Origin of the sequence: Bradyrhizobium sp. BWC-3-1, assembly GCF_032917965.1 — a bacterium.
Lineage (GTDB): Bacteria > Pseudomonadota > Alphaproteobacteria > Rhizobiales > Xanthobacteraceae > Bradyrhizobium > Bradyrhizobium canariense_D.
This window is the reverse complement of record NZ_CP136625.1, coordinates 4,032,557-4,055,368: the sequence shown is the minus strand read 5'-3', so window position 1 is coordinate 4,055,368 and position 22,812 is coordinate 4,032,557. Positions and strand designations below refer to the sequence as shown.

At 65.3% G+C, this 22,812-nt stretch carries 20 protein-coding genes and 1 tRNA gene; 11 read left to right on the top strand and 10 right to left on the bottom strand.

Annotated elements, in window-relative coordinates:
- Positions 1-99: 99 nt before the first annotated feature.
- Both RX329_RS19620 and RX329_RS19615 read right to left on the bottom strand, forming a co-directional pair.
- A tRNA-Leu gene (locus RX329_RS19620) sits at positions 100-184 on the bottom strand.
- A 218-nt stretch (positions 185-402) separates the two neighbouring features.
- The gene (locus tag RX329_RS19615; protein WP_085351347.1) at positions 403-645 is read right to left on the bottom strand and encodes a FliM/FliN family flagellar motor switch protein; all 243 of its coding nucleotides are present in this window, start codon (positions 643-645) and stop codon (positions 403-405) included.
- 79 nt (positions 646-724) lie between these two features.
- Between RX329_RS19615 and lipB the strand changes: the two genes are divergently transcribed.
- On the top strand, positions 725-1,462 hold the full coding sequence (gene lipB / locus RX329_RS19610; protein WP_085351346.1) for a lipoyl(octanoyl) transferase LipB: 738 nt from the start codon (positions 725-727) through the stop codon (positions 1,460-1,462).
- Positions 1,463-1,646: 184 nt separating this feature from the next.
- On the top strand, positions 1,647-2,360 hold the full coding sequence (locus RX329_RS19605) for a DNA helicase (protein ID WP_143273336.1): 714 nt from the start codon (positions 1,647-1,649) through the stop codon (positions 2,358-2,360).
- A gap of 57 nt (positions 2,361-2,417) precedes the next feature.
- Here RX329_RS19605 and RX329_RS19600 read toward each other — a convergent pair whose 3' ends face one another.
- The gene (locus tag RX329_RS19600) at positions 2,418-2,840 is read right to left on the bottom strand and encodes a tautomerase family protein (protein ID WP_018455230.1); all 423 of its coding nucleotides are present in this window, start codon (positions 2,838-2,840) and stop codon (positions 2,418-2,420) included.
- Between the two features lie 112 nt (positions 2,841-2,952).
- Here RX329_RS19600 and RX329_RS19595 point away from each other — a divergent pair, with 112 nt between their 5' ends.
- Both RX329_RS19595 and RX329_RS19590 read left to right on the top strand, forming a co-directional pair.
- On the top strand, positions 2,953-3,807 hold the full coding sequence (locus tag RX329_RS19595; RefSeq protein WP_085351345.1) for a LysR family transcriptional regulator: 855 nt from the start codon (positions 2,953-2,955) through the stop codon (positions 3,805-3,807).
- A gap of 147 nt (positions 3,808-3,954) precedes the next feature.
- Positions 3,955-5,475 (top strand): PAS domain-containing sensor histidine kinase, encoded by a 1,521-nt coding sequence (locus RX329_RS19590; protein WP_085351344.1) that lies wholly within the window; start codon positions 3,955-3,957, stop codon positions 5,473-5,475.
- Between the two features lie 8 nt (positions 5,476-5,483).
- On the opposite strand, the gene RX329_RS19585 is transcribed toward RX329_RS19590, so the two are convergent.
- The 4 genes from RX329_RS19585 to RX329_RS19570 all read right to left on the bottom strand — a co-directional run bounded on the left by RX329_RS19585 (position 5,484) and on the right by RX329_RS19570 (position 10,079).
- Positions 5,484-5,783: an acylphosphatase gene (locus tag RX329_RS19585; RefSeq protein WP_007603158.1), complete on the bottom strand. Its 300-nt coding sequence runs from the start codon at positions 5,781-5,783 to the stop codon at positions 5,484-5,486.
- Positions 5,780-6,646 carry an oxaloacetate decarboxylase gene (locus RX329_RS19580; RefSeq protein ID WP_018455234.1) on the bottom strand — a complete coding sequence of 289 codons (867 nt, stop codon included), beginning with the start codon at positions 6,644-6,646 and terminating at the stop codon, positions 5,780-5,782. Before RX329_RS19580 ends, RX329_RS19585 begins: the two co-directional genes overlap by 4 nt.
- Before the next feature lie 163 nt (positions 6,647-6,809).
- On the bottom strand, positions 6,810-8,825 hold the full coding sequence (locus RX329_RS19575; RefSeq protein ID WP_018455235.1) for an acetyl/propionyl/methylcrotonyl-CoA carboxylase subunit alpha: 2,016 nt from the start codon (positions 8,823-8,825) through the stop codon (positions 6,810-6,812).
- Positions 8,826-9,008: 183 nt separating this feature from the next.
- Positions 9,009-10,079, bottom strand: a complete 1,071-nt coding sequence (locus tag RX329_RS19570; protein WP_018455236.1) for a putative zinc-binding metallopeptidase — start codon at positions 10,077-10,079, stop codon at positions 9,009-9,011.
- A 215-nt stretch (positions 10,080-10,294) separates the two neighbouring features.
- Between RX329_RS19570 and RX329_RS19565 the strand changes: the two genes are divergently transcribed.
- Positions 10,295-12,772, top strand: coding sequence for a PAS domain S-box protein (locus RX329_RS19565; RefSeq protein ID WP_317246333.1), 2,478 nt, complete (start codon positions 10,295-10,297; stop codon positions 12,770-12,772).
- Between the two features lie 286 nt (positions 12,773-13,058).
- Entirely contained in the window at positions 13,059-14,309 is a 1,251-nt protein-coding gene (locus RX329_RS19560; protein WP_018455238.1) for an arsenic transporter, read from the top strand.
- A gap of 9 nt (positions 14,310-14,318) precedes the next feature.
- Here RX329_RS19560 and RX329_RS19555 read toward each other — a convergent pair whose 3' ends face one another.
- Entirely contained in the window at positions 14,319-15,683 is a 1,365-nt protein-coding gene (locus RX329_RS19555) for an MFS transporter (RefSeq protein ID WP_085351341.1), read from the bottom strand.
- Positions 15,684-15,708: 25 nt separating this feature from the next.
- A complete protein-coding gene (locus RX329_RS19550) occupies positions 15,709-16,473 on the bottom strand; it encodes a GntR family transcriptional regulator (protein WP_085351340.1) in 765 nt (254 codons plus the stop codon).
- A gap of 180 nt (positions 16,474-16,653) precedes the next feature.
- On the opposite strand from RX329_RS19550, the gene RX329_RS19545 reads away from it, so the two are divergent.
- Genes RX329_RS19545 through RX329_RS19535 form a run of 3 tightly spaced genes read left to right on the top strand, consistent with a single transcriptional unit; the run spans position 16,654 to position 19,690 of the window.
- A complete protein-coding gene (locus RX329_RS19545) occupies positions 16,654-17,853 on the top strand; it encodes a mandelate racemase/muconate lactonizing enzyme family protein (protein ID WP_085351339.1) in 1,200 nt (399 codons plus the stop codon).
- An 11-nt stretch (positions 17,854-17,864) separates the two neighbouring features.
- Complete coding sequence (locus RX329_RS19540; RefSeq protein WP_018455242.1) at positions 17,865-18,632, top strand: SDR family oxidoreductase; 768 nt, start codon at positions 17,865-17,867, stop codon at positions 18,630-18,632.
- 26 nt (positions 18,633-18,658) lie between these two features.
- The gene (locus RX329_RS19535) at positions 18,659-19,690 is read left to right on the top strand and encodes an L-idonate 5-dehydrogenase (RefSeq protein ID WP_085351338.1); all 1,032 of its coding nucleotides are present in this window, start codon (positions 18,659-18,661) and stop codon (positions 19,688-19,690) included.
- Positions 19,691-19,703: 13 nt separating this feature from the next.
- On the opposite strand, the gene RX329_RS19530 is transcribed toward RX329_RS19535, so the two are convergent.
- The gene (locus RX329_RS19530; protein WP_085351337.1) at positions 19,704-20,576 is read right to left on the bottom strand and encodes a DUF3280 domain-containing protein; all 873 of its coding nucleotides are present in this window, start codon (positions 20,574-20,576) and stop codon (positions 19,704-19,706) included.
- Between the two features lie 190 nt (positions 20,577-20,766).
- On the opposite strand from RX329_RS19530, the gene RX329_RS19525 reads away from it, so the two are divergent.
- Complete coding sequence (locus RX329_RS19525) at positions 20,767-22,152, top strand: HAMP domain-containing sensor histidine kinase (RefSeq protein WP_018455245.1); 1,386 nt, start codon at positions 20,767-20,769, stop codon at positions 22,150-22,152.
- On the top strand, positions 22,149-22,811 hold the full coding sequence (locus RX329_RS19520; protein WP_018455246.1) for a response regulator transcription factor: 663 nt from the start codon (positions 22,149-22,151) through the stop codon (positions 22,809-22,811). Before RX329_RS19525 ends, RX329_RS19520 begins: the two co-directional genes overlap by 4 nt.
- The last annotated feature ends 1 nt before the right edge of the window (position 22,812 follow it).

Sequence of the window (22,812 nt, the reverse complement as noted above, 5' to 3'; positions counted from 1 at the left end):
CGAACATCGAAGACTTGGGGAGGCCCCGTTGCAGGGTCCGCAGCGCGAACAGGGCGGGCACCGAAAATCGCGAAACAATCTTTCGCGTGTCTGTTTGCTTGGTGCGCTCGGAGGGACTCGAACCCCCACGATTTTACTCACTGCCACCTCAAGGCAGCGCGTCTACCAATTCCGCCACGAGCGCTTTGGGGATGCCGGCTTGAGGCTTGAAGGCCAACCGGATCAACGGCGCCGATCTAACAAATCCGTCAGAGGGGTACAAGCCTCCAAAGGCCCTGAATTCCACAAGCTTGGCAGGAAAGTTCCGGCTCCTTGCGCCGGGATCGGCCTTTTCCGCCTGCCCGGCCGCTACTGCGCGCCCAGGCCGCGACGCGTGCCCGGGCCGCGACGCCTGCCGGGCCGCTACCGTGTGCCCGGGACACGTGGCAGCATCTGCTTGACCTCGACCGCGATGCGGTTGCGGTCGACCAGCACGACCCCGGAGGCGACCGGCAAATTATTGGCCAGAACCTTGACCTCGTCGGCCTCGGTTGCGTCCAGCTCGATGATGGCGCCGCGGGAAAGACGCAATACCTGATGGATCGGCATGGTCGTCGTCCCGAGGACGACCATGAGGTCCACGGTGACTTTGTCGAGAGTAGGCACTTCAGCACCACCGCAACTTGGGACTAGGACTAGGGACTGGTATTTGCTCCTGGGATCATCACCCGGTTATGGTTAGCCAATGGTTAATTCGCCCCAACACCCCCGCCAAGAGCTCGATTTGACGCCGTTTTCCGCTTCCACCGGCGAGCCGGTGGAATGGCGGATTTCGGACGCGCCGGTGCCCTATCCGGAGGCGGTCGCCGAAATGGAGGCGCGCGTCGCGGCGATCGCGGCCGGTGCAGCCCCGGAGCTGGTCTGGCTGCTGGAGCACCCCCCGCTCTACACGTCCGGCACCTCGGGCAAGACCACCGACCTGCTCGATGCCCGATTCCCGACCTTTGCCACCGGGCGCGGCGGCCAGCTCACCTATCACGGGCCCGGCCAGCGCGTGGCCTATGTCATGCTTGACCTGAAGCGCCGCCGGCCGGATGTCCGGGCCTATGTCGCGAGCCTGGAGGAGCTGATTGTGCAGACGCTCGCCGCCTTCAACATCCGTGGCGAGCGGCGCGAGGACCGGGTCGGCGTCTGGGTCAAGCGGCCCGACAAGGGACCCGAGCACGAGGACAAGATCGCCGCGATCGGCGTCCGGCTGAAGCGCTGGGTCTCGTTTCACGGCATTGCCATCAATGTCGAGCCGGAGCTGTCACATTTCGCCGGCATCGTGCCCTGCGGCGTCGCCGATCCCCGCTACGGCGTCACCTCGCTGGTCGATCTCGGCCAGCTCCTGACGATGAGCGATGTCGACGTGGCGCTTCGGCAAGCATTCGAGGAGCTGTTCGGGCCGACCCAGGCGCTGATGCCGGAAGCAGCGGCCTAACTTCGGTCTCCCTCATTCTCGGCAAACCCGGAATCAGCTACCCTCGATTCCGGTGTCGCCCACGCCTCCCCCCTCCGCCGGGAAAGCAGATGTCATGCCGGGCGAATTGATCATCGGACCGACTGTTCGAGCGCCAAGGCATAAGGAGGGGTTGCGCTTCAGCTCGCAATGGGAGGTTTTTGCGATGAGACTGTCTGCACCCATTTATCATCTGAAACGAAAAGCGAAGCGCTTGTCCCGCGAGGTAGGCATCCCGCTGCACGATGCGCTCGACCGCGTCGCTGCGACGCAAGGCTTTTCCGCATGGAGCCTGCTCGCGGCGAAAGCGGCCACAGCGACGCCGGCCAACCGGCTTTTCCCGCAATTCCAACCGGGTGACCTGGTGCTGGTGGGCGCGCGTCCCGGCCAGGGCAAGACCCTGATGAGCCTCGGGCTTGCCGTAGAGGCGATGCGGTCGGGCCACCGCGCCGCGTTCTTCTCGCTCGAATACACCGAGAAAGACGTTCTGGATCGCTTTCGGGCGATCGGCGTGGATCTGGCGGAGTTCGAAAAACTCTTCGAGGTCGATTGCTCCGACGCCATCAGTGCCGACTACGTCGTCAAGCAGATGGCCGCAGCACCGCGCGGCACGGTCGTGGTGATCGACTATCTGCAGCTGCTGGACCAGCGGCGGGAAAATCCCGACCTCACCGTTCAGGTGCGCGCGTTGAAATCATTCGCGCACGACAAGGGATTGATCGTCGTCTTCATCTCGCAGATCGACCGTTCCTATGATTCCTCGCTCAAACCCTGCCCTGACCTGGACGATGTCAGGCTGCCGAACCCGCTCGACCTGAAGCTGTTCGACAAGACCTGTTTCCTGAACAAGGACGAAGTTCAGTTTCGCATAGCGAGCTGACGATCCCTGGCAACGGTTCAGGCCGCGGGTGCGGTTATTCACCCGCGGCCTCCCTCCTCACGCCTTCTCCGGCGAAACCTCGAGCTTGCCGGCGATGTAGCGCCGCTCCTGGGTCAGGCCGCCAAAGCCATAGGCGTCGCCCTTGACCTCGTCGACATGCAGATAGGTCTCGTGATGCAGCGGGCCCAGGATCCCGGCCATGCGCTGGAACATCGCGGCGAGATAGGCGGCCTTCTCGTCCTTGGTGTTGGTGCCTTCGCTGACGTGAATGTCGATCCAGTAGCTCGCGAGCTTTTGCTCTGCGAGCGACTTGCCGCCAGCGAACCAGTCGCTCGCCTCCACCGACTTCACGATAATGGCCGTGACCTCAGGGTCCTTGTGCAGGATTTTTGCGGTGAGCTCGGATACGGCGCTCGCGATGTCGGCCTTCAGCGGCGGCGACTGGCGCGGGGTGGTGTAGGACACGGTGATCAGCGGCATGGTCGTTCTCCTCGGATGTCGCGCAGGTGTTGCGCGGCGTTCATGAGAAGCTAGACCCGCCACCGACATTTTGGTATCTTATCTCTGTTGATACCAGTGATAAGACATCGTAATGACAGCAACGCTCGACATCGCCACCGTCCAGGCCTTCCTGCTGGTCGCCGACCTCCAGAATTTTACGCGGACCGCCGAAGCGCTCGGCACGACCCAGGCGGCTGTCAGCCTCAAGCTGCAACGGCTGGAGACGCTGCTGGGAAAACGTCTCGTCGAGCGCTCGCCGCGCGCGGTCCGGCTCACGGCAGACGGCGCGACGTTCCTGGAGCGCGCCCGCGCGCTGATCGCGGCGCATGACCGCGCGCTATCGGGCGAGGCCTCAGTCGCGCAGTCGCTCTCGCTCGGCATCTCCGACCATGCTGCGGGGCCGGAGCTGGTACCCCTGCTCGAACGCCTGCATGCGATGTCGTCGAACCTCACGCTTGCCGTCATCATCGGCTTCTCGCGCGAGATGCAGGAGGCCTATGATGCGGGCCGACTGGATGCGGTGATCGTGCGCCAGGAAGGCAGCCGGCGCGGCGGAGAGACGCTGGCCGAGGACGAATTCGGCTGGTTCGCGTCACGACGCTTCACCGTGCCAAAGGGGCAGCCTTTGCCGCTCGCGACGCTCGCCCCGCCCTGCGGCGTCCGCGCCATCGCTGTGCGCGCGCTCGACAAGGCCGGCCTGAAATGGCGTGAGCGCTTCGTCGGCGGCGGCGTCACCGCCGTGGTTGCAGCCGCGCTCGCCGGACTTGCAATCGCGCCGCTGGCGCGACGGATCGCGCCGGCAGGCCTGGTCGACGTCGGCCCCGCCCACAAGCTGCCGAAACTCGGCAGCTCAAAGGTGATGCTCCATTCGAAGGTCAGCGATCCCGCAAAGCTGGCGGCGCTGCGTGCGGTGGCGGCGACGTTCCGTAGCGTGGCGGCGGTCTGACGCGCACGGCTTTCCGGCTCGAATGCGGGCGAGCGTCTGCTGGCTTGCGTCCTGCATACGGACGCGCAATGTTGCCTAAAAATGTTCCAACCTCCGGGAACAATCCGCCACCTACTGCGTTTGCCCCCGTTGAGGCAGGGTCCGCGAATGGTCGAGAAGTCTAGTCAGCAGAGGGATTTGTTCGAAAGCGAACGCAGTTTCCGCCTGTTAGTTGAAGGAGTTGCGGACTACGCACTCTACATGCTGGATCCCACCGGGAGAATCACCAGCTGGAACATTGGCGGCGAGCGCATCAAGGGCTATTCACCCGGGGAGATCCTCGGCCAACACTTTTCCCGGTTCTACACCGAGACGGACCGCGCCAACGGCAAGCCCGCCCGTGCGCTCGGCATCGCGCGGGAAAAGGGCCGCTACGAGGAGGAAGGCTGGCGCGTCCGCAAGGACGGCACCTTCTTCTGGGCCAGCGTCGTGATCGATCCGATCTACGAGGCCGGCGAGCTGGTCGGCTTCGCCAAGATCACGCGCGACATCACCGAGCGGCGCAATACCCAGCTCAAGCTCGAGGCGATGCAGAAGCAGCTCGCCGAATCCCAGAAATTCGACGCGCTCGGCCAGCTCACCGGCGGGGTCGCCCACGATTTCAACAACCTCCTGATGATCATCAGCGGCAGCCTCCACATGCTGAAACGAGGGGCCGACGACGAAGCCAAGCTTCAGCGCGCGATCTCGGCCATCGAGACCGCTACCAGGCGCGGCGCCGCGCTAACCAACCAGCTCCTCACCTTCGCGCGGCGGCAGAGCGTCAATCCGCAGGCGATCGACTTCGCCGACCGCATCGCGGCGATCCGCGAGGTACTCGATGCCGGCGTCGGCAGCTCCGTGCGCCTGGCTTTCGACGTCAGCGACGACGTCTGGCCGATCAGGACCGACGTTTCCGAGCTCGAGACCGCGCTGCTCAACCTTGTCATCAATGCCCGCGACGCGATGCCCGACGGAGGCACGGTGACGATCGCAGCGCGCAATCTCGTGCTCGACGAGGACCCCCTCGTGGGCGAATTCATCGCGATCGACGTCACCGATACCGGCCTCGGCATTCCCTCCGACGTTCTCGACAAGATCTTCGAGCCGTTCTTCACGACCAAGGCGATCGGAAAAGGCACTGGCCTCGGTCTCTCCCAGGTGCACGGCTTCGCCCATCAGGCCGGCGGCACGGTCCGGGTCGCGAGCGCGCTCGGCAAGGGCACGACCTTCACCATCCTGCTGCCGCGCGGAGAAGACGAGCCATCGCGTGAGGCGGCGGGAGAACCGGCGTTCCAAGGCAGCGGCACGGTGCTGCTGGTCGAGGACAATCCGGACGTCGCCGCCGTCAGCATCGGCCTTCTGGAGCAGCTCGGCTATCAGGTGCGCCGGGTCGCGGACGCCGAAGCCGCCTTGAGCGAGATCGAGAAGAACGGCGTCGACTTCGTGTTCTCGGATATCGTCATGCCCGGCAAGATGGACGGGCTCAGCCTCGCCCATCACCTCCGCCAGATCCGCCCCGGCCTGCCGATTCTGCTCGCCACCGGCTACAGCGAAGTCGCCGCAGGCGTGCGCGGCGATTTCCCGATCCTGCGCAAGCCCTACGAGATCCACGAATTGAGCGAAGCGATCGCCAAGCTGCCGCGGTGATTCTTTAGCTACACCGTCGGCAACACCGAAAACGCCTCGCCTGCTCGGCGCAAGTTCAGTTCATCGACGTCGGCCGTCTCGCTGGTGACGCTGTCGACGCGCGAGGACGGCGGGCCGTGGCGGCACAGCGCAACCATGTCCGCGACGTGCTTCGGCGGCCCCGCGAACAGCGCTTCGACGCTGCCGTCACGGCGGTTGCGGACCCAGCCTTCGAGACCGCACGTCGTCGCCTGATACTCGAGCCAGGCCCGGTAGCCTACCCCCTGCACGCGGCCGCGGATCATGACCTGGAGGATCGCCCGGCTCATTGTTTCAGTCCGAGGACATCGGCGCTCCGCGCCTTGACGTCGGCCTCCCGCGTGACGCGGCTGGTCAAGTCCGACGATGGGAGACCTTTGAGATTCTTCGGCGCAGTGCCGTCGCGTAGCGCCTTCTGCGTCTCGTAGACGGCCTGCGTTGCGGCCGCGATCGGCGCGTGGCCCTGAAGCGCGATGCGCACGCGCTGGCCAGCGAGGTATTCGAGCACGTTCAACTCCTCCGGCGCGCCGCCGAGCACGATCGGCAGGCGCGTCGCAGACACGATGGCCTCGAGCTCGGCGCGCGACTTGATGCCGGTGAAGAACAGCGCGTCGACGCCGGTAGCCTCATAAGCTCTGGCGCGGCGGATCGCATCCTCGATCGAGGTGATCGAGGCCGCACCGGTGCGGCCCATGATGACGAGCGAGGGGTCGCCGCGGCCGTCGAGTGCCGCCTTCATCTTGCCGACGCCCTCCTCGAGCGAGATCAGCTGCGTCTTCGCTTCGCCGAAGCCAGCCGGCAGCAGCGTGTCCTCGATGGTGAGGCCGGCGGCGCCCGCCGTTTCCAGCTCCTGCACCGTGCGACGCACGTTGAGCGCGTTGCCATAGCCGTGATCGGCATCGACCAACACCGGAAGCGCTGCAGCACGCGACATCCGCCGCATCTGCTCGGCAAGTTCCGTGAGCGTGATCAGCGTGATGTCGGGGTCGCCGAGCACCGCGAGCGAAGCCACCGAGCCGCCGAACATGCCGAGCGGGAAACCGAGATCCTCGGCGATGCGGATCGAGATAGCGTCGTAGACCGAGCCGGGATGGACGCACGTCCCGCCCGACAGGATCGATCGCAGTTTTTCGCGGCGGGAACGAAAGGCCATGGTGATGTCTCGGTTAGGTCACGGAGGCCGCAGCATACTCCGTCATTGCGAGCGAAGCGAAGCAATCCAGAAATGCATCCGCAGAGACAGACTGGATTGCTTCGTCGCGGAGCCTGTCATCGGGCCGCGCTTCGCGCGGACCCGGTGGCTCCTCGCAATGACGTTACGCAAACTCCAAAATCAGCGCATCCACCGCGAGCGTCGCGCCGGCGCTGGCGTGGATCTTCTTCACCGTGCCGTCCTGCTCGGCGCGCAGAACGTTCTGCATCTTCATGGCTTCGACCACCGCGAGCGTCTCGCCGGCCTTGACCTCCTGCCCTTCGGTCACCGCGATCGAGACCACGAGACCGGGCATCGGACAAAGCAGCTTCTTGCCGGTGTCGGCAGCCGTGGTCACCGGCATCAGCCGCGCCGAGGCAGCTTCCGCTTCGGTCCAGACATAGACCGGCACCTCGACGCCCTGATGCGCGAGGCGGATACCGTTCGCGATCGGGCGCACCTGCACCGCGACGACATGCCCGTCGATGGTGCCCTGCCAGACAGGATCGCCCGGCTTCCACGGCGACTGCAACAGATGCGCATTGCCGGTCTTGCCGTCAGCATTGACGAAACGCACCGCGACCGCCTCGCCCTCGCGCGCGATCTCCAGCAGGATCTCCTGGCGGTCGAGCCAGACCGCACGGCGACGCTCGCGCTGCACGATGCGGCCGCCCATCTGCCCCGAGATCTGCCGCTTGCGCTCGCCGAGCACGTGATCGATGGCGGCGCCGACCGCAGCGAGCCGCCGTGCGACCTCGCCTTCAGGCACGCGCACGGCAAAGCCCTTGGGGAATTCCTCGGCGATGAAGCCGGTGGAGAGCCGGCCTTCGCGCCAGCGCGGATGATGCATCAGCGCCGACAGGAACGGGATGTTGTGGCGGATACCGTCCACATAGAACGAGTCCAGCGCAGTGGCCTGCGCCTCGATCGCGGCGGCGCGCGACGGCGCGTGGGTGACGAGCTTGGCGATCATCGGATCGTAATGGATCGAGATCTCGCCGCCCTCCTGCACGCCGGTGTCGTTGCGCACGGTGATGCCGTCCTGGCTCGCTTCCGCCGGCGGACGGTATTTCACCAGGCGCCCGATCGAGGGCAGGAAGTTGCGGAACGGGTCCTCCGCGTAGAGGCGCGACTCCACTGCCCAGCCGGTCAGCGTGACGTCCTTCTGCGCAATGGCGAGCTTCTCGCCGGCGGCGACGCGGAGCATCTGCTCGACGAGGTCGACGCCGGTGACCAGCTCGGTGACAGGATGCTCGACCTGGAGGCGCGTGTTCATCTCCAGGAAGTAGAAGCTCTTGTCCTGCCCCGCGACGAATTCGACGGTGCCGGCGGAGTCGTAATTCACCGCCTTGGCGAGTGCGACCGCCTGCTCGCCCATCTTACGGCGGGTGGCTTCGTCGAGCAGCGGCGACGGCGCTTCCTCGATGACCTTCTGGTTGCGGCGCTGGATCGAGCATTCGCGCTCGCCGAGATAGATCACGTTGCCGTGCTTGTCGCCGAGCAGCTGGATCTCGATATGGCGGGGATCTACGATGAACTTCTCGATGAAGACCCGGTCGTCACCGAACGAGGCCTTGGCCTCCGCCTTGGCGAGGTTGAACCCTTCGGCGACCTCGGAGGTCGAATGCGCGATGCGCATGCCCTTGCCGCCGCCGCCGGCGGAGGCCTTGATCATCACGGGATAGCCGATCTCGTCAGCGATCTTGACCGCGTGCGTAGCGTCCTCGATGACGCCGAGATAGCCGGGCACGGTCGAGACTTTTGCCTTCGCGGCAGCCCTTTTGGATTCGATCTTGTCGCCCATCGCCGCGATCGCGCCCGGGTTGGGGCCGATGAAGACGATGCCGGCCGCCTCCAGCGCGCGCGGAAACGCCTCGCGCTCGGACAGGAAGCCGTAACCGGGATGCACGGCCTCGGCGCCGGTCTTGCGGCAGGCCTCCACGATCTTCTCGATCACCAGATAACTCTCGGCCGCAGCCGGCGGGCCGATCAGCACGGCCTCGTCGGCCATCTCGACATGGAGAGCGTCGCGGTCGGCCTCGGAATAGACCGCGACCGTCTGAACTCCCATGCGGCGAGCGGTCTTGATGACCCGGCAGGCGATTTCGCCGCGATTGGCGATCAGAATGCGTTTGAACATGCTTTTCTTGAGTCTCGACCTTGGGCGGGACCCTTCCCTGGCCGTTGGAGCCTATGGGAGGGGCCGTGTGGCTCCCGTGGTACATCAAAATAGGCTGGAGGCAACGGTCAAAATCCGGCCCCTCTGGCGTACCAGCGCAAGACCGAAGCAAGACCGAAACGGGCCTGACAGGCCCCGGACGGCCTACGGCTTCCCGGCCTTGCCCACGTTCCGGACCAGGCCGTGAATGAAGCCGAGCTTGTCGACAACGACCGGCGAGAGGATGAACGGATAGAGATCGCGCATGCCCATGGCGCGGTTGACGCTGTTCATGGCGAAGGTGAAGGGCAGCCATGCGTTGACGATGGCCTCGACGTCCCTCGCTTCGTACGGGTTGAAGCGGATGCGCGCCGTCAACTCCCCGTCGCGGTCCACCTTGGGCCGCACCTCCATGCCGAACTCGCTAGCCATCTCCAGAGTGTCGACGATGTGAAGATAGTGCGCCCAGGTCTCGGCGAAATCTTCCCAGGGATGCGTGGTCGCGTAGGCAGAAACGTAGTTCTGCTGCCAGTCCGGCGGGGCGCCTTCGGCATAGTGGCGCTGCAAGGCCTGACCGTAATCGGCGGAATCGTCGCCGAACACGGCGCGGCATTCGTCCAGCATGCCGCCGTCGCGCACCAGCACGTCCCAGAAATAGTGCCCGACCTCGTGGCGGAAATGCCCGAGCAGCGTCCGGTAGGGCTCGCCCATCTCCAGCCTGCGCCGCTCGCGCTCGATGTCGTCGGCCTCGGTCAGCGCGATCGTGATCAGGCCGTTGTCGTGGCCGGTCAGGACCTTCTGCCCGCTCTGCGGATCGTCGGCGAGGAAATTGAAGATCAGGCCATGTTCGGGATTGTCCTGCCGGGTCTGGAGCGGCAGCTTCCAGCGGATCAGGGAATAGAACAGCCGGTGCTTCGCCATCTCCAGCTCGCGCCAGCCGGCGAGTTGCGCCTGATCCGACAGATCCGGCACGACGCCGTTATGCCGGCAGGCGCGGCAATAGCCGGTGGTATCACCTGCATCCGTCAGCCAGTTGCAGGAATCATATTCGGCATTACGGCACGGCATGCGTCCGCTGCCCTTGTCGGCGAGCGTGGCCCAGACCTCTCCGTCGGGCTCGATCGCCGACATCGTCTCCTTCTCCGGCAGGAACGCGACCCGATGGCCGCAGCGTTCACAGGTGCGGTTCTCGAAATAGAGGACGTTGCCGCAGGCCTGGCAGACAAAAAGCTTCAAGATTTAGCCTCTTCGGAAAGGGAGCTTTTGGGAATGACAGTTGTGGCGCCTCGCGGATACGCGCGCGGCGGGCTCATCGTTCCAATGTTCGGAACAAATAGCCAGACTTGGCGTTCGCTCATGCCCACCATACTGCATCCGGCGACGCCTTTCTTTCCATATTCCCTCTGAGCAATGGCCATCGCGCTACGTCTGTGTGAATATCGGTCCGCCACGTGCGCTCTCGCATCACAACGGCCAACGCCTTGAACGATCCTTTGCCCGAGACCATCGCCGCCGAAAAGCTGCGCCAGCACCTGGAAGATGTTGCGCGCGAGCGCGACAACGCCTATCGCGCGCTCCAGGAGCGCGAAGCCGAACTTGCGCGCATCCAGCGCATCGGCAAGGTCGGCGGTCTCGAAGTCGATTTCCGCGAAGGCTTCAAGAACCGCCGTTCGCCGGAATATCTGATGCTTCACGGCCTGCCGCCGGAAGCTGCCGACGAGTCGCACGAGGACTGGATCAATCGCATTCATCCCGGCGACCGGGACGCTACGGTGAAGCACTTCATCGAAGCGCTGTCCGGCACCAGTGAGGACTATACCGCAGAATACCGCATCATCCGCCCCAGCGACGGCGAGACCCGCTGGATCCGCGTCGTCGCCAAGATCGAGCGGGACGGTGGCGGCCGCGCCCTTCGCCTCGTCGGCGCCCATATCGACGTCACCGACCAGATGCTGGTGCGTGAGACCCTGCGCGAGAGCGAAGAGCGCTTCCGGCTGATCGCCGACAGCGCCCCGGTGCCGATCTGGGTCACCAAACTCGACCGCACACGGTCCTTCGCCAACCAGGCCTATGTCGATTTCGTCGGCCTGCCCTACGACCAGGCCATTGCCTTCGACTGGCGCAAGGTGCTGCATCCGGACGACCTGCCCCACGTGCTACAGCAATCCGTTCAGGGCGAAGCATCACTCAAACCGTTCGTGCTGGAAGCCCGCTACAAGAACGCCGCCGGCGAATGGCGCTGGCTGCGTTCGGAATCGCAGCCGCGCTGGGACCCGACCGGCAGGCATATCGGCTTTATCGGCGTTGCCCATGACATCACCGTGGCCAAGCAGGCCGAGATCGAGCTCCGGCAGCTCAACGAGACGCTGGAAGAACGCATCGCCGAGCGCACCGCCGAGCTCGAATCCAACGAGGCGCGGCTGCGCGCGATCCTGGAGACCAGCAACCAATATCAGGGCCTCGTCAATCTCAGGGGCGAGCTGCTTTACGCCAACACGACCGTGCTCGACGCCATCAAGGCGAGCCCTGCGGACGTGATCGGAAAGCCCTTGTGGCAGACGCCCTGGTTCAGCACGACGGACGGCATGAGCGCGCGGGTGCGCGAGGCCTTCGACACCGTGCTCAAGCGCGAAGCCGTGCGGCTGGAGATGCGCCTGCGCCTTCCCATCGGCGAGCGCGATTTCGAGTTCGGCATGCGCCCGGTGCTCGACCGCCACGGCAACATCACCGGCGCGGTGCCCGAGGCTGTCGACATCACCGAGCGCCGCCGCGGCGAGGAAGCGTTGCGGCAATCGCAGAAGATGGAGGCGATCGGCCAGCTCACTGGCGGCGTCGCGCACGACTTCAACAATCTGCTCACCATCATCCGCTCGGCCACCGATTTCCTGCGCCGCCGCGAGCTGCCGGAGGAGCGCCGTCGCCGTTATGTCGATGCTATCTCGGACACCGTCGAGCGCGCCTCCAAGCTGACCGCCCAGCTGCTGGCGTTTGCGCGCCGGCAGCCGCTGAAACCGCAGATCTTCAACGTCGGCAGCCAGGTTGAAGGGGTCGCGCAGCTGGTCCGGCCGCTGGTCGGTGGCCGCATCGAAATTGCGGTGGAGGTTCACGATGGCGACTGCTTCACGGTCGCCGATATCGCGCAATTCGAGACCGCGCTGATCAACCTCGCCATCAACGCCCGCGACGCCATGGACGGCGAAGGCCGTCTCACCATTGCGGTCCGGAAAGTTCAGGGAATCCCCGACCTCCGCACGCAACCGGCGCGCGGCGGCGACTATGTCGCGATCTCCGTTGCCGACACTGGCAGCGGCATCGCGCCCGAAAACATCGAAGCCATCTTTGAGCCGTTCTTTACCACCAAGGAGGTCGGCAAGGGCACCGGCCTCGGCTTGAGCCAGGCCTTCGGCTTCGCAAAGCAGTCCGAGGGCGACATCGCCGTGACGAGCACCCATGGTGAAGGCGCGACCTTCACCATCTATCTGCCGCGGGCGCACAGCCCCGCGACAGATCAGGAAGCCGCGGCGCTGACCTATGAGGCCGCGGCCACCGGGCGCGGCTATCGCGTGCTCGTGGTGGAAGACGACGACGAGGTCGGCCGGTTCTCCACCGAGCTGCTGGAAGACCTCGGCTATGTCGTCCGCCGCGCCGCCAACGCCAATGCGGCGCTCGCCATTCTCGGCGAGAACGAGTTCGCCGTCGATCTCGTTTTCTCCGACGTCATCATGCCCGGCATGAACGGCGTCGAGCTCGCCGGCATCATCCGCGAACGCTATCCGGGCCTGCCCGTCGTGCTCACCTCTGGTTACAGCAACGTTCTCGCCGAGAACGCCGATCGCGGTTTCGAGCTGATCCAGAAGCCGTATTCGGTCGAAGCGCTGTCGCGCATCTTGCGCAAGGCAATCACGGCAAAGCCGTCGATGGCGCGATGAGTGTTATGGTCGCACGAAGCTGCCACAAACTCCGTAGTTGCGAGCGCAGCGAAACAATCCAAAATCTTTCCGCGGAAACAGTCTGGATTGCTTCGTCGCTGCGCTCCTCGCAATGACGGCGCTATCGCGCCGCTCCAACCCAACGGGCTTTTGAACAACATTGTGGACTGAAACTCGGGCCGAGACGCGGCAATCGCAGATAGCCGTCCGCGCTCGCGGGGGGAAGACATCGACATCGGCTTCCGCTATCGCTGCCGAATGAACCGACACATCTCAAGGATCGAACGTGCCGTCTAACGCCATCTGGGCCTGGAGCATCATCGTCGTCGCGACCGCAGGCGTCATCATCCGGCCCTTTCGCCTGCCGGAGGCGATCTGGGCCATCATCGGCGCCAGTGCGCTCGTGCTGTTCGGTCTGCTGCCCTGGCGGGATGCGCTCACCGGCATCGAGAAAGGCGTGGATGTCTATCTTTTCCTGATCGGCATGATGCTGATCGCCGAGCTGGCGCGGCTCGAAGGCCTGTTCGACTATCTCGCAGCGCTCGCCGTGGAACATGCCGGCGGCTCGCCGCAGCGGCTGTTCCTGCTGATCTACATTGTCGGCACGCTCGTCACCGTCCTGCTCTCGAACGACGCCACCGCGATCGTGCTGACCCCCGCCGTCTATGCCGCGACGCGTGCGGCCGGCGCCAAGCCGCTGCCTTATCTCTTCGTCTGCGCCTTCATCGCCAATGCCGCGAGCTTCGTGCTGCCGATCTCCAACCCCGCCAATCTCGTCGTGTTCGGCGCCCACATGCCTGCGCTCACCGAATGGCTGCGGCTGTTCGCCCTGCCCTCGGCGGCCTCGATCCTGCTGACTTATGTCGTGCTGCGCCTGACCCAGCACCGCGCCCTGAAGGAAGAGACGATCGCGCGCAGAGTGCCGCATCCCAAGCTCGGCCGCGGCGGCAAGCTGACGGCCATCGGCATCGTGGCGATCGGCGTCGTGCTGGTCACGGCCTCCGCGTTGGACAAGCAATTGGGCCTGCCGACCTTCGTTTGCGGCGTGGTGACAGCCGCAATCGTGCTGCTGCTCAACCGGCAATCGCCGCTCCCCGTGCTGCGCGGCGTCTCCTGGAGCGTGCTGCCGCTGGTCGGCGGATTGTTCGTGATGGTGGAAGCGCTAATCAAGACCGGCGTGATCGGGCAGCTCAGCGCGCTGCTGCATGAAGCTGTCGGACAATCCGTGACGAAGGCGGCCTGGAGCGTCGGCATCGCCACCGCGGTCGCCGACAACATCGCCAATAATCTTCCCGTCGGTCTCGTTGCCGGCTCGGTCGCCGCCAGCGATCACTTGCCCGCGCCGGTCGTGAGCGCCATCCTGATCGGCGTCGATCTCGGTCCCAATCTGTCGGTGACCGGTTCGCTCGCCACCATCCTGTGGCTGGTGGCGCTGCGGCGGGAGAAGATCGAAGTCGGCGCCTGGCCGTTCCTCAAGCTCGGACTGCTCGTGACGCCGCCGGCCCTGATCGCGGCCTTGGCGGCCGCGATCAGGTAACTTGCGAGATCAGTCGTTCTCGTAGCCGTAGACTTCCGGCAGGATGAAGATTGCGGCAAGCAATCCGATCAGCGGGAAGATCGCGACGAACAGCGTGGCATTCGCCTGCCCAATCGCCGCGAACAACGACGGGAACAGGAAGATCGCGAGGAACGACGGCAGCTTCACGAACATGTAGGCGAAGCCGCTGGCGGTGCCGCGATATTTCGGCTTGGCGACCATGGTCGGGATCGTCATGCAGTTGGAGGCATCCCAATAATGGCCCCACAGCATCGCGGCAGCCGCGAACGGCAGCAGGATCTTGTTGTCGGTGTAGAGCGCGAAGGCCGCGACCAGCAGCGAGACCAGCACGATCGAGAAGCCCGCGATCGAGATGCCGCGGTGGCCGATTTTCGGGGTCAGCAGCGGACCGACCCAGCCCGACACGGCAGCGAAGGAGAACAGCGCCATCGTCACCAGATTGATGCCGAGCACGCTCGACACGCCGACCATCACGAAGAGCACCGGCAGGTAGAACGCGAAGGTCGAGAACTCGCTGGCCTGCGCGAAGCAGGCGATCCAGCCGTAGATCGTGGCGCGCCAGCGGATCGGATCCTTCTTGAGGTCGGCGAGGAAGTCGCGGGTGGACACCTTGGGCACCTCCACGTCATGGTCCGGCAGCATGGCGAGGTCGTCGTTGAACATCTCGCGCGCGACCTGCTTGGCCTCGCGGTAGCGTCCCTTCTGCACCAGCCAGACCGCCGTCTCCGGCACGTCGTGCCGCATGATCAGGATGATCAGCGCCGGCAGCGCGCCGAGGCCGAGCGTCACCCGCCATAGCGTTTCGTGGTTGATGTCGAGCAGCAGGAAGATCACGATGACGCCGATCGTCAGGACCTCACCGACCGCGAACATGAATTGCCAGCGGTTGCCCATGACTTCGCGCTCACCCTTGGCCATGGATTCCATGATGTAGGTGTAGCCGGTCGAGATGTCCGAACCGAGCGGAACGCCGAGCAAGAAGCGGATCACGACGAGCCAGAACACATTGGGCACGAAGGCCTGCGCCAGCGCCAGCACGATGAACAGCACCATCGTCACCAGGAACATGACGCGGCGGCCGATCTTGTCGGAGAGCCAGCCGCCGAGCAGCGCACCGATCAGGGCGCCGCCTTGCGTACCGGCCGCGGCCAGGCCCAGCATCAGGGGATCGGGATTGAACTGCTCCTTGATGAAGATCAGCACGAAGGCGATCGAATAGAGATCCCAGGCTTCGACCAGGATCGAGGCCATCATCAGCCAGCCGACCTTGTTGCCCTTGGGACTGTAGTTCGTGATGAGGTAGCGGACCGCGGCTTCGCTCGCGGTCGGTTGTGGCATCGCCATCGTCGACATCTTTGGTCCTCTCTTCAAAACTTTCTTACGTGCCAAGCAGCGGCTCGATGCTGCAATCGAGCAGGCGCGGGTCGATCCCGACCTCCATGCCGGTGAACATCTCGCCCATGTAGTCGATCAGTGCATCGCTCGCCTTCACCGCGTCCTCGACGCGGCGGCCGGCGACCGCGGCGAGAATGGCGAGGTGACGATCGATCGTGCCTGACAGTTCGGCCTGTCCCGGCATGAACCGGTGGTGGATGTAGCCGATGCGCCGGTACAGCGTGTGTAACGGCCGTAGCGTGTGCACCAGAAACGGCTCGCCTGCCGCCTCCAGCACCAGCGCGTCGATGCGGCGGTCAATACTGTTGAACTCGTCGAGGGTCAGAGTGGCGCGGCGCTCGCGCAAAAGGCGCTCAATATGCAGCGCCTGATTGCGGTGCGAGAGGCTGGCGCGATCGGCCGCAAGCCGGATCACGAAGCGCTCCATGTCGCGGCGCAAGGCCAGCAGCATGCGCTCGCGTGCCAGATCGATCGGCGCAATGCGCAGACCGTGGCGCGGTCGGATGATGATCAACGTATCGGCGGAGAGACGATTGACGGCGTGATGAACCGGCGTACGGCCGAAGCCGGTGATGTGCTGCAATTCCAGCATCGTCATGAATTGGCCGGGCTTGAGCTCGCAATGGACGAGCAGCTCTTCGATCCTCTGATAGGCCAGCTCGAAGAAGTTGAGACGATTGCGCCGGGAGGGCTTGCCCTCGCCGTCGTCGTTCCTCACCACCTCGAGCGCGCGCTTGCGCGTTGCCATGTCGTCTCTCCCTCAGCCCGCGCCGTCGTTGCAGGGCGGCCGCCTTGTTGGTGATATCCCTAAAACATGTTGTGATATATTACAAGCGGGCGTAAGACTTCGCATGCGCCCGCACCATGTTGCGGTGCGGAATGACAACAAGACGGCGCTGCGCGCGCCTGCGACGGGAGGAGTATTGCCGTGAAGATCACGTCGATAGAGACGCTGCGCACCGAAGAATTCTCCAACGTCATCTGGGTGCGCGTCCACACCGACACGGGCATGATCGGCCTCGGTGAAACCTTTTATGGCGCCGGCGCAGTCGAGGCGCAGATCCACGACACCTTTGCCGGCCGCCTGCTCGGCCGCAATCCGCTGCACATCGAGGCGATCCATCGCGACATGCTGAACCTGCCGATGGCGCAGTCGTCCACCGGCGTCGAATATCGCGCGGCTTCGGCAATCGACATTGCGCTGTGGGACCTGTTCGGCAAGGTCTGCAATCAGCCGGTCCACCAGATGCTCGGCGGCCTCTGCCGCGACAAGCAGCGCATCTACAACACCTGCGCCGGCACCCAATATGTCCGCTCCACCAATATCAGCCCGGTCGCGAACTGGAATCTTGGCGCTGCCAAAAGTCCCTACGAAGACCTCGACGGCTTCATGCACCGCGCCGACGCGCTTGCCGAAAACCTGCTGGAGAGCGGCATCTCCGCGATGAAGATCTGGCCGTTCGATCCGGCGGCGCAGGAGAACAAGGGTCTCTACATCTCCGCCGCGCAGATGAAGCAGGCGATCGAGCCGTTCGAGAAGATCCGAAAGACGGTCGGCGACAAGATGGAGATCATGGTCGAGCTTCACTCGCTGTGGAACCTGCCAACCGCAAAACAGATCGCGCGCGCGCTCGAGCCCTACAAGCCGACCTGGTACGAAGACCCGATCCGTATGAACTCGCCGCAGGCGCTGGCCGAATATGCCCGCTGCACCGACGTCTGGGTCTGCGCCAGCGAGACGCTGGGCTCGCGCTTCCCCTACAAGGACATGCTCGACCGCGACGCTATGCATGTGGTGATGGCGGATCTGTGCTGGACCGGCGGCCTCACCGAGGGCCGCAAGATCGCGGCGATGGCCGAGACCTATCACCGGCCCTTCGCACCGCACGACTGCATCGGCCCGATCGGCTTCATCGCTGCCATCCACATGTCGTTCAGCCAGCCCAACACATTGATCCAGGAATCCGTGCGCGCCTTCTACAAGGGATGGTACAATGAGCTCGTGACCACCATGCCCACGATCAAGGATGGTTTTGTCTATCCAATGGAAGGCCCCGGCCTCGGCGTCGACCTTCTGCCTGCCGTCTTCGACCGCTCCGATCTGACCGTGCGCCGTTCCAACGTCTGAGGATTCTTGAGATGAGCACCGCCCTCTTCGATCTTTCCGGCCGCACCGCGCTCGTGACCGGCTCCTCCCGCGGCCTCGGCCGCGCCATTGCCGAGGGCATGGCCAAGGCCGGCGCCAAGCTGATCATCAACGGCGTCGATCCCAAGCGTGTCGAGCAGGCCGTCGCCGAGTTTCGTGCCGCCGGACATCAGGCGGAAGGCGCCCCGTTCAATGTCACCGACGAGCCTGCGATCGTCGCCGCCTTCAACGACTTCGACAAAAAGGGCATCGCGGTCGACATCCTCGTCAACAATGCCGGCATCCAGCACCGCAAGCCGCTGGTGGAGTTCACCACCGACGAGTGGCGCAAGGTGATCGAGACCAACCTCACCAGCGCCTTCGTCATCGGCCGCGAAGCGGCCAAGCGCATGATCCCGCGCAAGCACGGCAAGATCATCAATATCGGCTCGCTCGGCAGCGAGCTCGCGCGTCCCACGATTGCGCCTTACACCGCCGCCAAGGGCGGCATCAAGAACCTGACCCGCTCGATGGCGGTGGAATGGGCCCAGCACGGCATCCAGGCCAACGCGATCGGCCCCGGCTATATGCTGACCGACATGAACGAGGCGCTGGTCAACAACACTGATTTCAACAACTGGCTGATGGGCCGCGTTCCCTCCAAGCGCTGGGGCCGACCGGACGAGCTGGTGGGCGTTGCGATCTTCCTGGCGTCGGAGGCCTCGACCTATGTCAACGGCCAGATCATCTATGTCGATGGCGGCATGATCGCCGCGATGTGAGCCGCGAAACGCTGAGGGAGCCAACCATGCACGCCGTCGTCATTCACGCACCGAAAGATCTGCGGATCGATAGCTATCCAGATGCAGCGCCCGGTCCGGGCGAAGTCCGCGTCAAGATCGCGAACGGCGGCATCTGCGGCTCCGATCTGCACTACTATCATCACGGTGGCTTCGGTGTCGTGCGCATCCAGCAGCCGATGGCGCTGGGGCACGAGATCGCGGGCGTGGTCGCGGCCATCGGTGACGGCGTCACGAACGTGAAGCCGGGCACTCGGGTCGCGGTCAATCCGAGCAAGCCGTGCGGCCGGTGCCTGCATTGCCAGGAGGGTATGCGCAACCAGTGCCTCGACATGCGCTTTCTCGGCAGCGCGATGCGCTTTCCCCATGTGCAGGGCGGCTTTCGCGAATTCATCACGGTCGATGCGGCGCAGGCCGTTGCGATCGCCGACAAGCTGTCGCTGGCGGAAGCCGCGGTCGCCGAGCCGCTCGCGGTGTGCCTGCATGCCGGCAAGCAGGCCGGGCCCCTGCTCGGCAAGCGCGTGCTGATCACCGGCTGCGGCCCGATCGGCGCGCTGATGATCCTGGTCTCGCGCTTCGGCGGCGCGGCCGAGATCGTGGTCACCGACGTCGCGGAGGCGCCGCTTGCGGTCGCCAGGAAGCTCGGGGCCAGTCATGCCATCAATGTCGCGGCCGACGCCGCGGCGCTCGATCCGTGGCGCACCGGCAAGGGTGTGTTCGACACGCTGTTCGAAGCCTCGGGCAACCAGGCCGCACTCCGCACCGCGCTCGACGTGCTCAGGCCGGGTGCCACGTTGGTGCAGCTCGGCCTGGGCGGCGAAATGACGCTGCCGATCAACTCCATCGTCGCCAAGGAATTGCAGCTGCGCGGCACCTTCCGCTTCGATCCCGAATTCGAGCTGGCGGTGCGGCTGATGGGCGAAGGCCTGATCGACGTCAAGCCGCTGATCACGGCGACCATGCCGTTCGAGAACGCGGTCGCAGCGTTCGAGCTCGCCAGCGACCGCTCGCAGTCGATGAAGGTGCAATTGACGTTCTGATCGATGAGCGCTGCTATTGGTTCTCGATCAGCCGGTCGCTGACCAGCCGCACGGCGCCCCGTTTCCAGGAATAGTCCGCGCCCAGGCGCAGGCCGCTGTCGCCGCGTGCCAGCACCGCGCCGGTCCTGGCATCGCGCACCTGGAAGCCGAGCGTGTATTCGGTGCGGCTGACCCGCCGCACCACCCCGATCAGAGACTGATCCGCACCGAGCCCTTGCGCCATCGCCGCTTCGCAGCCGCCGCAGTCGCGTAAAGCGCGTGCCTTTACCGCCTCCTCGTTCGCGCTGCCGACATCGACGAGGCGGTAGCGGCCGGATTGGCCAAGGGCATCGCGCACACTGCCGGTCACTTCGGCCAGATAGGATGCATCTGCGGCCGCGAGACCGGCGGCCGGCGCCGCGGTCTTGTCCTCGAGCTCGAATTCGAACACCGCCAGCGCGATCGGCGCGGGTGCGCCGAGCGCGGCCATGATCTCGCGGGACACGAAGATCTCGGCACGCTCCCATGATTCATCATTGTCGCCGCGGAAGGTGTAGAGCTTGTCCATCACGACCTTCCTGGCGCCAACGTCGATCACGGCGACCTTGGCCCATTGCACCAGTGTGCTCGTCTTCTGGATGCCGCCGATCACCTTGAACGCCGCGCCGTCCTGGGCCGAGGGCACGAGCCGGTAGCGCCGGTCTCCGCCGATATCTTGCCGGAGCGCGGCCATGAAGGCCGCCAGCCGTCGCTCGTGGGCGGCGGTCTGGTTGGCAGGCTCCGCTGACGTATCGGTATAACTGAAATCGTCCATGGCGACGCCGACGGCAGTCTCGGCACCGAGCGCATAAGCCGCCGGAAGGACGACAAGGAGACAGACTGAGAGGATCAACCGGCGCAGGTGCATAAATGTGCCTCGTATGACGGAGCGGCGCACAATCTGGACGGCGTAATCAGGGCTCGCAGCAGCGCCGGTCCCGGCGATGACCGGGAAAATTTCACGACGGTGCACCGCACTCACGCCTGACGGCTTTGCGCTAGGTGCGTTCTGCCGTTTAATGCGGGCGCGACAACCCGTTCGCACCAGGTGCCCGCCGATGTGGAACCGCCCGAGGTTCGATCTCAAAGTCCGTCTGACGTTGCGCGTGGCCGCGATATCGGCCGCCTGCTTCGCCGTTATCTCCGCCTATTTCCTGATTACGGCCGACCGCGCGGCGCATGCGCGCCTCGACGACATCGCCGCCATCGTCGCCAAGACGCTGGAGCTACAGCAGGGCAAGATCCAGTGGGTCGCCAGCCCGCGCTCGGACTTTCCCAACCTCGACCCCGTTTCGGCCTATGTGATGACGCCCGGCCTGTGCCTGGCATTCCGCGGCACGAGCGGCGACATCCTCCAGCGCTTCTGCAGCGGCGCGCCCGCCCCGGCAAACCCACCGCCGCAAGCCTTCACGGCCTTCTATCGCAGCCTGTTCGACCCCGGCCGCGAAGCGGCACGGCCTGTGATCGTGCGCGGAGCGAAGCTTGGCGACGCCGTGGTCTCGGTCGAGCCGGCCGTGCAGACGGCGGAGGCCTGGCACGAGGCCGGCCGCCTGATGCTGGCGCTGGCGATCGCGCTGCCGCTGCTCTGCGCCCTGGTCTACGCCGCGCTGGCACGCGCGCTGCGCCCCACCCGCATGATCCGCACCGGCCTGGAGCGGATTGCCGCCAACGACCTCACCACGCGGCTGCCGCCGTTCGACCTTGCCGAGCTCTCCGCGATCCGCGACGGCTTCAACCATCTCGCCGAAAGCCTCGAGACCGCACTTGCCGAACGCAGCGAGCTGACGCGGAAGCTGATCGCGCTCCAGGACGAGGAGCGCCGCCATCTCGCGCGCGAGCTGCATGACGAGTTCGGCCAGTCGCTCGCCGCCATCCGGGCGCTCGCCTCCTCCGCCCGCCAGACCGCCGCGCAGGACTGCCCTTCCTTGCTTGGCGAATGCGACGGCATCGCGCGGACCGCAACCGGCATGATGGAGACGTTGCGCGGCACACTGTTCCGGCTGCGGCCGCCGGATGTCGAGGAGCTCGGGCTCGTCGCCAGCCTCGAAGGCCTGGTCGCGGGCTGGAACGGGCGCAGCCGCGGCGAGACGCGCTTCTCGATCCGGTTCGACGGCGCATTCGAGACCCTGCCGGCCACGATCAGCGCCAGCCTCTACCGGATCGTGCAGGAGGCGCTCACCAATGCCGCCAAGCATGCCGTCGCCACGCGGGTCAGCCTGGAATTGACGATGGGGGCGAGCGAGATCGCGCTTGCGATCGACGATGACGGACGCGCGACCGATCCCGTCGCGAAATCCGGAATGGGCCTGCTCGGCATGCGCGAGCGCGTCGCGGCCTTGCGCGGCCAATTGAGCTTCGAGGCCAAGCCGAACGGCGGCTCCGCACTGCGCGTCGTCATTCCGCTCGCAGCCGCCGATCGGCCGCCGCTGGAGCACGCCGCATGAGCGCGGCCGGCGCGACCATTCTGCTGGTCGACGACCATTCCGTCGTCCGCGAGGGCTATCGCTCCGTGCTCCAGAAGCAGCCGGGACTTCGCGTCATCGCCGAAGCCGCCGACGGCGCCGAGGCCTATCGTCTCTACAAATCGGAGGCGCCCGACCTCGTCATCATGGATCTGAGCATGCCCGGCATCGGCGGCATCGAGGCGGTCAGGCGCATCAGGCAGTGGGACAAGGGCGCGAGGATCCTCGTCTTCACCATGCACGAGAATGCCGGCTTTGCCGTGCAGGCGATCCGCGCCGGCGCCAGGGGCTACGTCACGAAGACCAGTCCGCCGGAGACGCTGGTGCGCGCCGTGATGGACGTGCTTGCCGGCAAGATTGCGATCAGCCCCGACATCGACCATGAGCTCGCGCTGAGCCGGCTGGCTGGGGAAAGCTCTGCCGCCGACGTCCTCACGCCGCGCGAGTTCGAGGTGCTGCGGCTGCTGCTCGCCGAGAATACGACAGAGGAGATCGCCGAGACGCTCCATGTCAGCCCGAAGACGGTGGCGAACCTGCATTCCCTGATCAAGGACAAGCTCGGCGTCGGATCCGACATCGAGCTGGTCCGGCTGGCGCTGCGCCAGGGCATCTTGACGGAGGTCGATCTCGGCGAGGCCTGAT